Source organism: Stutzerimonas azotifigens, from assembly GCF_013522725.1.
GTDB lineage: Bacteria > Pseudomonadota > Gammaproteobacteria > Pseudomonadales > Pseudomonadaceae > Stutzerimonas > Stutzerimonas azotifigens_A.
This window is the reverse complement of the sequence record NZ_JAAMRF010000014.1, coordinates 1-14645: the sequence shown is the minus strand read 5'-3', so window position 1 is coordinate 14645 and position 14645 is coordinate 1. Positions and strand designations below refer to the sequence as shown.

Genomic DNA, 14645 nt, shown 5'->3' with positions numbered 1-14645 from the left:
AATTCCTTATGCGTTAGACGCAGGCACCGTGGCGCTGCGAGCGCCCCGACGCTGACGCCGGGACAATTCGCTGGCCAGCGCCAGGTACGCCAGCGCGCCGCGTGATTGTTTGTCGTAGACCAGTGCCGGCATACCGTGGCTGGGCGCTTCGGCCAGGCGCACGTTGCGCGGGATCACCGTCTCGTAGAGGCGATCGCCGAAATGCGCCTGCAACTGCTCGGACACATCGTTGGTCAGGCTGCTCCGCGGGTCGTACATGGTGCGCAGCAGGCCTTCGATCTTCAGGCTCGGATTAAGTGCCTGACCGATGCGCTGGATCGAGTTGACCAGGTCGGTGAGCCCTTCGAGTGCGTAGTATTCGCACTGCATCGGGATGATCACCCCGTCGGATGCCACCAGGGCGTTGATGGTGAGCATCGACAGCGAGGGCGGACAATCGATCAGGATGTAATCGTAGTTTTCGCGCACCGGCGCCAGCGCCTCGCGCAAGCGATGTTCCTTGGCGGGCAGATCGAGCAGCGCGACTTCGGCGGCGGTCAGATCACGGTTGGCGGGCAGCAGCTGGTAACCGCCATGTTCGGAGAACTGCATGGCATCGACGAGGCTGCATTCGCCGATGAGCACGTCGTAGATCGAATGTTCCAGGTTCAACTTATCCACACCGCTGCCGGTCGTGGCGTTGCCCTGTGGATCCAGGTCGATCAACAGCACCCGCCGCCGCGTCGCGACGAGCGACGCCGCGAGGTTGATGCAGGTGGTGGTCTTGGCGACACCACCCTTCTGGTTGGCGATGGCAAATACTTTAGCCATGATCAGCGTCTGTCCGGGGTCATGAAATGCGCCGCAGTATCAGCAGATGGCGCTGTCCTTGGCAACCGGGAACCCGCAGCAACTCGCAGCGTTCGAGACGGAAGTCCGCCGGTAGCGCTTGAAGCTCGTCATCAGGCTGTACGCCTTTCATCGCCAGCCAGCGGGTGCCCTGGTTACCCAGGTGACGGGTCCAGTTGGCGAAATCCTGCAACGAGCTGAACGCTCGCGAGCAGATGCCGGAAAAGGGCTGGGGTGGTGAATAGGCTTCGACCCGACTGTGGATAACTTCCAGATTATCGAGCCCGAGTTCGAGTTTGACCTGGGTGAGAAAGCGGGTCTTCTTGCCGTTTGAGTCAAGCAGGGTGAACCGCCGCTCCGGAAATAGGATCGCCAGCGGAATGCCGGGCATACCGCCACCGCTTCCCACATCCAGCCAGCTGTCACCCAATGGCGCGACGTGAGGGACGACGCTCAGGCTGTCGAGCAGATGCCGAGAAACCATCTCGTCCGGGTCTCGCACCGCAGTCAGGTTGTAGGCCTTGTTCCATTTGACCAGTAGCGCGAGGTAGCCAAGCAGTCGTCGCTGCTGCGCGTCGCTCAGCTCGATGCGCAGCTGCTCGGCGCCGGCGCGCAATTCCTCGGCATGTCGATCGCTAACGACTTGCATCAGGCGCTCTGCTCCAGCTGACGGCCGGCGCCGCGCTTCTTCAGGTGAATCAGCAGCAGCGAAATCGCAGCCGTGGTCACGCCTGGTATACGCGAAGCCTGTCCCAATGTCTGTGGGCGGCTTGCCGCGAGCTTGTGCTGGATTTCCTTGGACAACCCGGAAATGGTCGCGAAATCCAGATCCTGCGGCAGAACGGTATTCTCGCTGGCCCTCAGCCGCGCAATCTCATCCTGCTGACGCTCGATGTATCCGGCGTATTTGGTCTTGATCTCGACCTGCTCGGCGACCTGCGGGTCGACACCTCCGTGCCCGGTAATCTCGGCCAGGCCAAGGTAATCGATTTCCGGTCGGCTGAGCAGGTTGAGCAGGTTGTACTCGTGAGTCAGCGGTGTACCGAAACGCGCGACAATCGCGTCACCTTGCTCGGTTCCAGGACGAACCCAGGTGCTCTTGAGGCGCTGTTCTTCACGTTCGACGCCCTCGCGTTTGGCCGAAAAAGCCGCCCAGCGGGCATCGTCGACCAGACCGAGCTCACGGCCTTTCTCGGTCAAGCGCAAGTCAGCGTTGTCCTCGCGAAGGATCAGCCGGTATTCGGCACGCGAAGTGAACATGCGGTAGGGTTCCTGAGTGCCGAGCGTGATCAGGTCGTCCACCAGCACACCGAGGTAGGCCTCGTCACGGCGCGGGTGCCAGCTGTCCTGTCCCTTGGCACGCAGCGCCGCATTGGCACCGGCCAGCAGCCCTTGGGCGCCCGCTTCCTCGTAACCGGTGGTGCCGTTGATCTGCCCGGCGAAGAACAACCCACCGATCACCTTGGTCTCGAGGCTGTACTTCAGGTCGCGCGGATCGAAGTAGTCGTACTCGATGGCATAGCCGGGCCGCACGATGTGGGCATTCTCCATGCCGCGAATGCTTCGGACGATCTGCAACTGCACGTCGAACGGCAACGAGGTGGAGATACCGTTGGGGTACAGCTCATGGGTGGTCAGGCCTTCAGGCTCTATGAACACCTGGTGGCTGTCCTTGTCGACGAAGCGATGGATCTTGTCCTCGATTGACGGACAGTAACGCGGGCCTACGCCCTCGATCACGCCGGAGTACATCGGCGAGCGATCGAGGTTGGCTGAGATGATGTCATGGGTTCGGCTGTTGGTGTGGGTGATCCAGCAGCTGACCTGACGTGGATGCTGCTGTTGCGAGCCAAGGAAGGACATCACCGGCAACGGCGTATCGCCCGGCTGCTCAGTCATTTGAGAAAAATCCACGCTACGGCCATCGATGCGCGGGGGCGTGCCGGTCTTCAGGCGACCCACCCGCAACGGCAGCTCGCGCAAACGCCGCGCCAGGGCGATCGAAGGCGGATCGCCGGCACGGCCGCCGGAATAGTTTTCCAGCCCGATGTGGATAAGTCCGCCGAGGAAAGTCCCAGTGGTCAGCACCACGTTCTCGGCAAGAAAACGAAGCCCCATCTGGGTGACGACGCCTTTGACCTGATCCTGTTCGACGATCAGATCGTCTGCAGCCTGCTGGAATATCCACAGGTTGGCCTGATTTTCCAGCGTCTCGCGGATAGCCGCCTTGTACAGCACGCGATCCGCCTGCGCACGCGTCGCGCGCACGGCGGGACCCTTGCGGCTGTTGAGCACACGAAACTGGATGCCGCCGCGGTCGGTCGCCTCGGCCATGGCGCCGCCAAGGGCGTCGATTTCCTTGACCAGATGGCTTTTGCCGATCCCGCCGATTGCGGGATTGCAGCTCATCTGGCCAAGGGTTTCCACATTGTGCGTCAGCAGCAGGGTCTTCACGCCCATGCGTGCAGCCGCCAGCGCAGCTTCGGTACCGGCATGGCCGCCACCGATGACGATCACGTCAAAACGGGAAGGGAAGTCCACCACGCACCTCGTGCCTGTTCCAGATGGTTTTGGGAAACGCGCAAGTATAGGGTTTTAGCCCAGGCGAAAGAAGACTCTTGGGCAAAAAATGATCAGCTAGCGATTAACGTCAAGCATAGAAAGATAGAAAAGAAATATAAGAGCTTTATTTATGTGATTGTATATGAGGGCTCGCTTTTCTGTGGATAACCTCGTATAGGCCTAGTTATCCGTCACGTCGAGCACTGTATGAGTCTGTGCGTTGCCTGGGTTGGCTCTGTAGATTAGCTGCAGATCACCTGTGGATTAAACAGGTGTTTATGCACAGACAGATTTATTCCATGCTTCAGCCAAGGGTTATCCCAGGAGCACAGGGAGGTTTGTCCACAGGCTTCAGGCCGCACGTAGGGGAAGCCTCCTGGTTCGGAGGCGGTCGAAGCGAAGAGGTTGCAGGTCGGCTATTTGCCGATGCAGAAGCTCGAGAAGATGCGGCCCAGCAGGTCGTCGGAACCGAAGGCTCCGGTAATCTCACCCAGCGCTTGCTGGGCCATGCGCAGGTCTTCGGCTAGCAGTTCGCCCGCGCCCGCCTGGGTAAGCTGGGCATGACCGTGATCCAGGTGGTCCTGTGCCTGGCGCAACGCGTCCAGGTGTCTCCGACGGGCGCTGAAGCCGCCTTCTCCCGTCTGCTGGTAGCCCATGCAGGCTTTGAGGTGGTCGCGTAACAGTTCCAGTCCGGCACAGGAGCGCGCCGAAAGGCTGAGGGTGACGTGACCATCCGCGCTGGTAGCGAGCTGAACCGGTTCGCCGGAAAGGTCGGCCTTGTTGCGAATCAGGGTTATCCGCTCGGGAGCCGGTCTTTGCTGGAGAAACTCCGGCCAGAGGGCGAACGGATCGGCAGCCTCCGGCGCCGTGGCATCCACCACCAACAACACCCGGTCCGCTTCCCCGATCGCTTTCAGAGCCCGCTCTACGCCGATTCGTTCGACCTGATCCTGAGCCTCGCGCAGCCCGGCGGTGTCGACGACATGCAGCGGCATGCCGTCGATGTGGATATGTTCGCGCAGCACATCGCGCGTGGTGCCGGCGATGTCCGTGACGATGGCCGCCTCGCGTCCGGCCAGCGCGTTGAGCAGGCTGGATTTACCGGCATTGGGTCGTCCCGCAATTACCACCGTCATGCCTTCGCGCAGCAGAGCGCCCTGCCCGGCTTCCCGCTGTACCTCGGCCAAGGCCTGACGCACCGCTTCGAGCAGCTGCAAGACCTTGCCATCGGCGAGGAAATCGATCTCCTCCTCCGGAAAATCGATGGCCGCCTCGACGTAGATGCGCAGCTGGATCAGCTGCTCGGTCAGCTGGTTCACCCGCCGCGAAAAGTCTCCCTGAAGCGAACGCAGGGCGTTGCGTGCCGCCTGCTCGGAGCTGGCTTCGATCAGGTCGGCGATAGCCTCGGCCTGTGCCAGGTCGAGCTTGTCGTTGAGAAAGGCCCGTTCACTGAACTCACCGGGACGGGCCAGCCGTACCCCGAGTTCAACGCAGCGTCGCAGCAGCAGATCGAGGACCACCGGACCGCCGTGGCCCTGCAGCTCCAGAACGTCTTCCCCGGTGAACGAATGGGGTCCGGGAAAGAACAGCATCAGCCCCTCGTCGATGACTTCACCGTCATCGGCATGGAAGGGGCCGTAATGGGCATGGCGGGGTGTCGGCTCGCGGCCGGTGAGGGTGATGGCCACGGCCTTGGCGCGTGCACCAGAGACGCGGACGATACCGACGCCGCCTCGGCCAGGAGCGGTAGCGATGGCAGCGATGGTGTCCTGTACAGGGGTCATGGCGCCTCCGGGCAAATAGCAAAACGCCCCAATCAAGGGGCGTTTGCGTCACGAGTCACTACGGTCAGGCTGTTTTGGCAGCCGCCTCGATCTTGCGGGTAATGTACCACTGCTGTGCGATGGACAGGATGTTGTTGACCACCCAGTACAGCACCAGACCCGCCGGGAACCAAAGGAAGAAGAAGGTGAAGATGATCGGCATCAGCTTCATCACCCTTGCCTGCATCGGATCGGGCGGCGTCGGGTTGAGTTGCTGTTGGATGAACATGGTCGCGCCCATGATGATCGGCAGGATGAAGAACGGATCCTTGATCGACAGGTCGGTAATCCAGAACATCCAGGGCGCCTGGCGCATCTCGACGCTTTCCAGCAGCGTCCAGTAGAGCGCCAGGAACACCGGCATCTGCACCAGGATCGGCAAGCAACCCCCAAGCGGGTTGATCTTCTCTTTCTTGTACAGCTCCATCATTGCCTGGGACATCTTCTGGCGGTCGTCACCGTACTGCTCTTTGAGCGCCTGCATCTTCGGCGACACCGCCCGCATACGCGCCATCGAGCGATAGCTGGCCGCAGAAAGGGGGAAGAAGGCGAGCTTGATGATGACGGTCAGTACGATGATCGACCAACCCCAGTTGCCGAGCAGGGCGTGAATATTCTCGAGCAGCCAGAAAATCGGCTGGGCGAGGAACCAGAGAATGCCGTAGTCGACCGTCAGACGCAGGCCAGGGGAGAGCTCCTCGAGCTTGTCCTGGAGCTTCGGGCCGGCATACAGGCGGGCACTGGTTTCGCCCTGGGTGCCGGGAGCAACGCTGATCGCCGGACCGGTGAAACCGATGATGTAATTGCCCTGGCTATCCTTGCGGGTCTGCACCACGTTGGTGCTTTCAGGCTCAGGAACCCAGGCGGTAACGAAGTAATGCTGCAGCCAGGCGATCCAGCCGCCCTGCACGGTTTCCTTGACCCGCTTATCATCCATGTTGCCGCGAGAAATCTTGCGATAGGGCTCGTCGGCCGTCCACATCGCAGCGCCCAGGTAGGTCGCGGTGCCTGTCGCGGTGCTCGAGGAAGGATCGCCGCTGTTGTCGCGCTTGAGCTGGGCAAACAGATGGCCGGTCCAGGGCTGCTCGCTCTGGTTGTCGATCAGGTAGCTCACGCCCAGGTCGTACTCGCCACGGGTGAAGCTGAAGCGCTTGGTGTAGTTGACGCCGTTGGCGCTGTAGCTGAGGTCGACCACCAGTTCGTTCTGGCCTTCGCTCATCTGATATTCGCTGCGCTCGCTGCGGTACAACGGACGACCGCTGGCTTGGTCAGGACCATCACCGATGAGGCCGCTCTGCGCTTCATAGGTGCGCTCGCCGCTGCGTTCGAACAGCTGGAAGGGCACGTCAGGACGGTCCTGGCGGCGCGGATATTGCGGAAGCATCAGCTCGACGATGTCGCCGCCGCGCGGATCGATGGCCAGTTCCAATACGTCGGTACGTACGCGAATCAGCTGATTGCTGGGCTGTTCGGCGGGCAGGGCGCTGACCGGTTCGCTACCGGTGACGCTTGGGACGTCGTCGTGACTGCCTTCAGCGACGGACGGCGTGTCCGGCAGCGCGGCAGCAGGGGCCTGGCGTTGGACGGTTTCAGCAGGCATCGGCGCCTGGCCGTAGTCCTGGTTCCACTGGAGCACCAGCAGGTAGGCGACGACTGCCAGGGCGACAAGCAGGATCGAGCGTTTGATATCCATGGTTACTCGGCCATCGAAGAAGAATTGGAAGAAGTGTTTGGGGGAACCGGGTCGTAGCCGCCCGCATTCCAGGGATGACAGCGACCGAGCCTACGCAGGCTCAACCAACCGCCTCGCAAGAGGCCATGGTGTTCGATGGCTTCGTAGGCGTAGCAGGAGCAGCTGGGGTAGAAGCGACAGTGGCTGGCCATCAAGGGGCTGATGGCATAGCGATAAACCTGGATCGAGGCGAGCGCCAGTTTACGCATGGGGAAGCTTGGCCGCTTGCTGTGCGACCTCGGGGGAGGGCTTGAGACGTCCGAGCCTGTTCCAGGCTTTGCCCAGCTGACGTGCCAGCTCAGGGTTGTCCAAATCACCGAGTCCCTTGCGCGCCACGATCACGATATCCCAGCCGGCGAGATCGTGTTGATGGTGTCTGAAGGATTCGCGCATCTGCCGTTTGGCACGGTTGCGCTCGACCGATAGCTTGACGCTTTTCTTGCCGATCACCAGCCCAAGCCTTGGGTAATCCAGTTCGTTCTGGCGTGCTAGCAAGAGGAATTGCCTGCCCGGCACCTTGCCGGACGGTGAGTCGAAGACTGCTTTGAACTGGCGGGGGGTCAGCAAACGCTTTTCCCGGCCGAAGCCCCGACTCACTCCCTGTGCCGTGTCAATCAGACGGTCAGGCGCTTACGGCCCTTGGCGCGACGACGCGACAGGACGGCGCGGCCGTTCTTGGTGGCCATGCGGGCACGGAAACCGTGGGTGCGAGCGCGCTTGATGGTGCTGGGTTGGAAAGTGCGTTTCATGGTGCGTTACCTGGATGTTCTGTTGCGGGCCGGAATGGCCCCCGCTCAAAGAGACCGGCGATTGTAGAGAAGCCCAAAGGTCAGGTCAATTTCCAACCAGCAGGAAAACCGCATTGCATGAATAAGATAAGAAGAATTTAAAGCTTTTCTGAATCAGTGTTTATAAATGCTGCGGTGAGTTTCTGTGGATAACCGCCTAGAGGCGGTATGTTGAGCGGCGTGGCAGAATGTATAACCGCTCGGGTTAGCGGTGTGCTGACGGTGTACATCCGGGGAGCAAGCTGTGGATCGAATGGCGTGTTATCCACAGCGACGGTTATGCGCTTGTTCTGCACAGGCTTTTCAAGAGCCTTGAAGCGCGGTTATCAACAGCGTTCGTCGGTAGGTAAAAAGGGAGCGAGCTTCGGCGGCTGGGTGTCTGAGTTGTGGATAACCAGGCCGCCGCCAGCTACAATGGCCACTGTTTTTTTCGGCCCCGATAGGAGCTTCCGTGACGGTGGAACTTTGGCAGCAGTGCGTAGACCTTTTGCGCGACGAGCTGCCAGCGCAGCAATTCAACACCTGGATCCGGCCTCTTCAGGTTGAAGCCAACGGCGATGAGCTGCGCGTCTACGCGCCTAATCGATTCGTCCTTGATTGGGTCAACGAAAAGTACTTGTCGCGACTGCTGGAATTATTGAGCGAGCGCGCGACCGGGATCGTCCCGGCGCTCTCGTTGCTGATCGGTAGCAAGCGAACCTCGGCAGGCGCCCTTCCATCTGCGCAGGCGGCCCGGGCTCAGGCGGCCGTGGCGCCTGCGATAGCGAAGGTCGCCCCGGTGCCTGCGCAGCCGCTATCGGCTCCGGACATTGCGCAACCGTCTTCCGATACGGTCGAAGCACCGCTTGCGCGCAGCGAACGTACGGTTCAGGTCGAGGGTGCGCTCAAGCACACCAGTTATCTGAATCGCACCTTTACCTTCGAAAACTTCGTCGAGGGCAAGTCGAACCAGCTTGCCCGTGCTGCCGCCTGGCAGGTGGCGGACAATCCCAAGCACGGCTACAACCCGTTGTTCCTTTATGGTGGGGTCGGCCTTGGTAAGACCCACCTGATGCATGCCGTCGGCAACCACCTGTTGAAGAAGAACCCCAACGCCAAGGTGGTTTACCTGCACTCGGAGCGATTCGTCGCTGACATGGTCAAGGCGCTTCAGCTCAATGCCATCAACGAATTCAAGCGCTTCTACCGCTCGGTGGATGCGCTGCTGATCGACGATATCCAGTTTTTTGCCAAGAAAGAGCGCTCGCAGGAGGAATTCTTCCATACCTTTAATGCCCTGCTTGAAGGTGGGCAGCAGGTCATCCTTACCAGTGATCGCTACCCCAAGGAAATCGATGGCCTGGAAGAGCGCCTTAAATCGAGGTTTGGCTGGGGTTTGACCGTTGCGGTCGAGCCGCCCGAGCTCGAAACCCGCGTGGCGATCCTGATGAAGAAGGCCGATCAGGCCAAAGTCGATTTGCCGCACGACGCGGCATTCTTTATTGCTCAGCGGATCCGATCAAACGTGCGTGAGTTGGAGGGCGCGCTCAAGCGCGTCATCGCTCATGCTCACTTCATGGGGCGCGACATCACCATCGAGTTGATTCGCGAGTCGCTCAAGGATCTGCTGGCGCTGCAGGACAAGCTCGTCAGCGTAGACAATATCCAGCGTACGGTCGCCGAGTACTACAAGATCAAGATTTCCGATCTATTGTCTAAGCGTCGCTCGCGTTCGGTGGCCAGGCCCCGCCAGGTGGCCATGGCCTTGTCCAAGGAGCTGACCAACCACAGTCTGCCAGAGATAGGCGATGCGTTTGGCGGACGCGACCACACCACGGTATTGCATGCATGCCGTAAAATCGGCGAGTTGCGTGAGACCGATGCGGATATCCGCGAAGACTACAAGAATCTGTTGCGTACTTTGACGACCTGACCAGGCGCACCCATTCAAGAGGCAAGGGACAGACCATGCATTTCACTATTCAGCGCGAAGCCTTGTTGAAACCCCTGCAGTTGGTTGCTGGCGTCGTCGAACGACGCCAGACCCTGCCGGTTCTGTCCAACGTCCTGCTGTCTGTGCAGGGGCAGCAGCTGTCGCTGACCGGTACCGACCTCGAGGTCGAGCTGGTTGGGCGAGTCACGCTCGAGGATGCGGCAGAGCCTGGTGAAATCACCGTGCCGGCCCGAAAGTTGATGGATATCTGCAAGAGCCTTCCGGGCGATGCGCTGATCGATATCCGCTTCGACGAGCAGAAGCTGCTGGTCAAGTCCGGGCGTAGCCGGTTCACCCTGTCGACCTTGCCTGCCAATGACTTTCCAACGGTGGAAGAGGGCCCAGGCTCGCTGAACTTCTCGGTATCCCAGAGCACCATGCGCAAGCTCATCGAGCGCAGCAGCTTCGCCATGGCGCAGCAGGACGTTCGTTACTATCTCAATGGGATGTTGCTGGAAGTCTCCAGTGGCATGCTCCGCGCGGTCGCCACCGATGGTCACCGTCTGGCGATGTGTTCCATGCAGGCCGGCATCGAACAGGCCGATCGGCATCAGGTGATCGTACCGCGTAAGGGTATTCTCGAGCTGGCGCGCTTGCTCAACGATCAGGATGCCGAGGTCAACATCGTCCTGGGCCAGCATCACATCCGCGCCACCACCGGCGAGTTCACGTTTACCTCCAAGCTGGTGGATGGCAAATTTCCGGACTACGAGCGCGTCCTGCCGCGTGGTGGCGACAAGCTAGTGGTTGGTGATCGACAGCTGTTGCGTGAAGCGTTCAGTCGCACCGCGATTCTGTCGAATGAAAAGTACCGTGGTATTCGCCTGCAGTTGCAAAGCGGGCTTCTCAAGATCCAGGCGAACAACCCAGAGCAGGAAGAAGCTGAAGAAGAGGTGGCCGTGGAGTACAACGGCGATGCACTGGAAATCGGCTTCAACGTCAGCTACCTGTTGGATGTACTGGGTGTAATGACGACCGATCAGGTACGCCTGATCTTGTCCGATTCCAACAGCAGTGCGCTGGTTCAAGAGTTCGATAACGACGATTCGGCGTATGTGGTCATGCCGATGCGTCTGTAACTCCTCGCTTAATGTCGCTTAGCCGCGTCACCGTCACCGGGGTGCGCAATTTGCACCCGGTGACGCTCGCACCTTCTCCTCGTATCAACATTCTCTTTGGCGACAACGGCAGCGGAAAAACCAGCCTGCTCGAGTCGATCCATCTTCTCGGGTTGGCCCGTTCGTTTCGCAGCCTTCGCCTGAACCCAGTCATTAGTCACGAGCAAGCAAGCTGTACCGTCTTTGGCCAGGTCGATCTGGCTGATGGGCAGAGCGCTGCCCTGGGCGTTGCGCGCGAGCGCAGCGGGGACGTGCGGATTCGAATAGACGGTCAGAACATCCGCAGCGCGGCCGAACTCGCTGATACTTTGCCGTTGCAGCTGATAAATCCCGACAGCTTTCGATTACTCGAAGGCGCGCCGAAGCTAAGGCGGCAGTTTCTTGATTGGGGTGTGTTCCACGTGGAACATCGCTTCCTGGGGGCGTGGCAGAGGCTCCATCTGGCCCTCAGGCAAAGGAACTCATGGTTGCGGCATGGTACACTTGACGCTGCGTCCGAAGCCGCGTGGAACCGTGAGCTGAGTGCTGCCAGCGAGGAGATCGACGAGTACCGCCGCGCTTATATTCAGGCATTGAAGCCGGTTTTCGAAAAGACGCTCGCCGCTCTGGTCGACCTCAAGGGACTGACCTTGAGTTATTACCGCGGTTGGGACAAAGACCGATCACTGGCCGAAGTGCTCGCCGGTTCGGTCGAAAGGGATAGGGCGCTCGGGCACACGCAATCGGGTCCGCAACGTGCGGATCTCAGGCTACGAATCGGTAGTCACAACGCAGCCGAGATTTTGTCCCGAGGGCAACAGAAGCTAGTCGTCTGCGCTTTGCGTATCGCCCAAGGCCATCTGGTCAATGATCGCAAGCGCGGGCGCTGTATATATCTGGTCGATGACCTGCCATCGGAGTTGGATGAGCAGCATCGGTCAGCGTTGTGCAAGTTGCTAGAGCAGCTTGAATGCCAGGTTTTCATTACCTGCGTAGATTCAAACGTATTGCAAGATGGCTGGGGTAACGACACTCCAGTCTCGATGTTTCACGTGGAACATGGCCATATTCATCCGGTCATGGACCCCTCGGGAGTGAAGGCATGAGCGAAAATCACACGTACGACTCCAATAGCATCAAGGTCCTCAAAGGGCTGGACGCCGTACGCAAGCGTCCCGGTATGTACATCGGCGACACCGATGACGGTACCGGACTGCACCATATGGTCTTCGAGGTCGTCGACAATTCCATCGACGAGGCCCTGGCCGGTCACTGCAGCGAAATCAGCATCACCATTCACGTGGACGAGTCCATTACCGTTCGCGATAACGGCCGCGGGATTCCGGTGGACATCCACAAGGAAGAGGGCGTCTCGGCTGCGGAAGTGATCATGACCGTCCTCCACGCAGGCGGTAAGTTCGACGACAATTCCTACAAGGTCTCCGGTGGCCTTCATGGCGTGGGTGTTTCGGTGGTTAACGCACTCTCCGAAGAGCTGCAGATGACCATCCGCCGCGAGGGCAAGGTTTGGGAGCAGACCTACCGTCACGGCGTGCCGCAAGCGCCTATTACCCCCGTTGGCGAGACGGATGGGTCGGGCACCGAAATCCATTTCAAGCCTTCGGCTGAGACCTTCCAGAACATCCATTTCAGCTGGGATATCTTGGCCAAGCGCTTGCGCGAACTGTCGTTCCTGAACTCTGGTGTCGGTATCGTTTTGCGTGATGAGCGCAGCGCCAAAGAAGAGCTGTTCAAGTATGAAGGTGGCCTGCGTGCTTTCGTCGAATACCTGAATACCAACAAGACGGCGGTCAATCAGGTCTTCCACTTCAGCATGCAACGCGATGATGGAGTGGGTGTGGAAGTGGCGCTGCAGTGGAACGACAGCTTCAACGAGAACATCCTCTGCTTCACCAACAACATCCCTCAGCGCGACGGCGGCACCCACCTGGCAGGCTTCCGCTCGGCATTGACCCGTAACCTGAACAGCTATATCGAGCAGGAAGGGCTGGCCAAGAAGTTCAAAGTCGCCACCACAGGCGACGATGCGCGCGAAGGTCTGACTGCGATTATTTCGGTCAAGGTTCCAGATCCCAAGTTCAGCTCCCAGACCAAGGACAAGCTCGTTTCGTCCGAGGTCAAGACGGCTGTCGAACAGGAAATGGGTAAGCATTTTGCCGACTTCCTGCTCGAGCACCCGAACGAAGCCAAGGCGGTGGTCGGCAAGATGATCGACGCGGCGCGGGCGCGGGAAGCGGCGCGCAAGGCACGTGAGATGACGCGTCGCAAAGGCGCCCTGGACATTGCCGGTCTGCCTGGAAAATTGGCTGACTGTCAGGAGAAGGATCCAGCGCTCTCCGAACTGTACATCGTGGAGGGTGACTCCGCGGGCGGCTCTGCCAAGCAGGGCCGCAACCGCAGGACCCAGGCGATACTGCCCCTCAAAGGCAAGATCCTCAACGTGGAGAAGGCCCGTTTCGACAAGATGTTGTCGTCGCAAGAAGTCGGCACCCTGATCACCGCCCTGGGCTGCGGTATCGGGCGTGAGGAATACAACATCGACAAACTGCGCTACCACAACATCATCATCATGACCGACGCCGATGTCGACGGCTCCCACATCCGTACCCTGTTGCTGACCTTCTTCTTCCGTCAGCTGCCTGAGCTCATCGAGCGCGGCTATGTGTATATCGCACAGCCGCCCCTGTACAAGGTCAAGCGAGGCAAACAGGAGCAGTACATCAAGGACGACGAGGCCATGGATGAATACATGACCCAGTCGGCCTTGGAAGATGCCAGCCTCTATGTCACCAGTGGTGCGCCAGCGCTGTCGGGCGAAGCGCTCGAGCGATTGGTCAACGATTACCGCACCGTGATGAAGACGCTCAATCGGCTGTCGCGCCTCTATCCGCACGAGCTGACCGAGCACTTCATCTACCTGCCGCGAGTCACGGTCGAGCAGCTTGCTGACGAAGCCGCAATGCGCAGCTGGCTGGAAGGCTATACCGCGCTGGTGAAGAGCATGGAGAAGTCCGGGCTGGTTTACAACGTCAGCCTGCGTGAAGACAAGGAGCGCCACCTGTGGCTACCCGAGGTCGAAATGACTTCCCACGGCCTGGCGAGCTACGTGACCTTCAACCGCGATTTCTTCGGCAGTAATGACTATCGCACCGTGACGGTTCTAGGCGACAAGCTCAACAGCCTGCTTGAAGAAGATGCCTATGTACAGCGCGGCGAGCGCAAGAAGGCGGTGACCACCTTCAAGGAAGCGCTGGATTGGCTCATGACCGAAGGTACCAAGCGTCACAGCGTGCAGCGCTACAAGGGGCTGGGCGAGATGAACCCGGACCAGCTGTGGGAAACCACCATGGATCCGAGCGTCCGTCGCATGTTGCGGGTGACGATCGAAGACGCCATTGCAGCGGACCAGATCTTCAACACGCTGATGGGTGATGCGGTTGAACCACGCCGCGACTTCATCGAAAGCAACGCCTTGGCAGTTTCGAACCTGGACTTCTGATCCTGTTGTTCTGACTGCTTTCAGCAAAACCCCGGCGTAGGCCGGGGTTTTGCTTTAGGGCATGATCGATAGGCTCAGGGCATCAATGCGACTATTTCTATCAATTTAGAGAATAGCCCTTTCTCGTTTAAGGTTATCCCCATCTTAAAGCCCAACCGGGCACAGCTATTATTCACCTGGGGATTTACACATGCTCGACGCCAATCTTAAAACTCAGTTGAAGGCCTACCTGGAAAAGGTCAGCCTGCCGTTCGAGATCGTCGCCTCCCTCGATGACGGCGCCAAGTCCCGTGAGCTGCACGGGCTGCTCGAAGACATCGTCG

General features: G+C 59.8%; 13 protein-coding genes. 5 read left to right on the top strand and 8 right to left on the bottom strand.

The window, feature by feature from the left end; translation table 11 throughout:
* Nucleotides 1–6: 6 nt before the first annotated feature.
* The 8 genes from G7026_RS21515 to rpmH form a co-directional block, all read right to left on the bottom strand.
* The gene (locus tag G7026_RS21515) at nucleotides 7–810 is read right to left on the bottom strand and encodes a ParA family protein (protein ID WP_181073107.1); all 804 of its coding nucleotides are present in this window, start codon (nucleotides 808–810) and stop codon (nucleotides 7–9) included.
* Between the two features lie 19 nt (nucleotides 811–829).
* Nucleotides 830–1477 (bottom strand): 16S rRNA (guanine(527)-N(7))-methyltransferase RsmG, encoded by a 648-nt coding sequence (rsmG, locus tag G7026_RS21510; protein ID WP_181073106.1) that lies wholly within the window; start codon nucleotides 1475–1477, stop codon nucleotides 830–832.
* On the bottom strand, nucleotides 1477–3369 hold the full coding sequence (gene mnmG, locus G7026_RS21505; RefSeq protein WP_181073105.1) for a tRNA uridine-5-carboxymethylaminomethyl(34) synthesis enzyme MnmG: 1893 nt from the start codon (nucleotides 3367–3369) through the stop codon (nucleotides 1477–1479). The genes rsmG and mnmG overlap by 1 nt, the downstream gene beginning before the upstream one ends.
* A 437-nt stretch (nucleotides 3370–3806) precedes the next feature.
* Entirely contained in the window at nucleotides 3807–5174 is a 1368-nt protein-coding gene (gene mnmE / locus G7026_RS21500) for a tRNA uridine-5-carboxymethylaminomethyl(34) synthesis GTPase MnmE (RefSeq protein ID WP_181073104.1), read from the bottom strand.
* Nucleotides 5175–5238: 64 nt separating this feature from the next.
* Complete coding sequence (yidC, locus tag G7026_RS21495) at nucleotides 5239–6906, bottom strand: membrane protein insertase YidC (protein WP_181073103.1); 1668 nt, start codon at nucleotides 6904–6906, stop codon at nucleotides 5239–5241.
* Nucleotides 6907–6908: 2 nt separating this feature from the next.
* Complete coding sequence (gene yidD, locus G7026_RS21490; protein ID WP_181073102.1) at nucleotides 6909–7154, bottom strand: membrane protein insertion efficiency factor YidD; 246 nt, start codon at nucleotides 7152–7154, stop codon at nucleotides 6909–6911.
* Complete coding sequence (gene rnpA / locus G7026_RS21485; RefSeq protein WP_181073101.1) at nucleotides 7147–7542, bottom strand: ribonuclease P protein component; 396 nt, start codon at nucleotides 7540–7542, stop codon at nucleotides 7147–7149. Before rnpA ends, yidD begins: the two co-directional genes overlap by 8 nt.
* Nucleotides 7543–7559: 17 nt before the next feature.
* Nucleotides 7560–7694, bottom strand: a complete 135-nt coding sequence (gene rpmH, locus G7026_RS21480; protein ID WP_003246698.1) for a 50S ribosomal protein L34 — start codon at nucleotides 7692–7694, stop codon at nucleotides 7560–7562.
* Between the two features lie 490 nt (nucleotides 7695–8184).
* Here rpmH and dnaA point away from each other — a divergent pair, with 490 nt between their 5' ends.
* The 5 genes from dnaA to G7026_RS22710 all read left to right on the top strand — a co-directional run.
* Entirely contained in the window at nucleotides 8185–9645 is a 1461-nt protein-coding gene (dnaA, locus tag G7026_RS21475; protein WP_181073100.1) for a chromosomal replication initiator protein DnaA, read from the top strand.
* 35 nt (nucleotides 9646–9680) lie between these two features.
* Nucleotides 9681–10784, top strand: coding sequence for a DNA polymerase III subunit beta (gene dnaN, locus G7026_RS21470; RefSeq protein ID WP_181073099.1), 1104 nt, complete (start codon nucleotides 9681–9683; stop codon nucleotides 10782–10784).
* A gap of 11 nt (nucleotides 10785–10795) precedes the next feature.
* Complete coding sequence (recF, locus tag G7026_RS21465) at nucleotides 10796–11908, top strand: DNA replication/repair protein RecF (protein ID WP_181073098.1); 1113 nt, start codon at nucleotides 10796–10798, stop codon at nucleotides 11906–11908.
* Nucleotides 11905–14322 (top strand): DNA topoisomerase (ATP-hydrolyzing) subunit B, encoded by a 2418-nt coding sequence (gene gyrB, locus G7026_RS21460; protein WP_181073097.1) that lies wholly within the window; start codon nucleotides 11905–11907, stop codon nucleotides 14320–14322. The genes recF and gyrB overlap by 4 nt, the downstream gene beginning before the upstream one ends.
* A gap of 190 nt (nucleotides 14323–14512) precedes the next feature.
* On the top strand, nucleotides 14513–14645 hold a 133-nt coding region (locus tag G7026_RS22710; RefSeq protein WP_258190402.1), incomplete at its 3' end, for a hypothetical protein.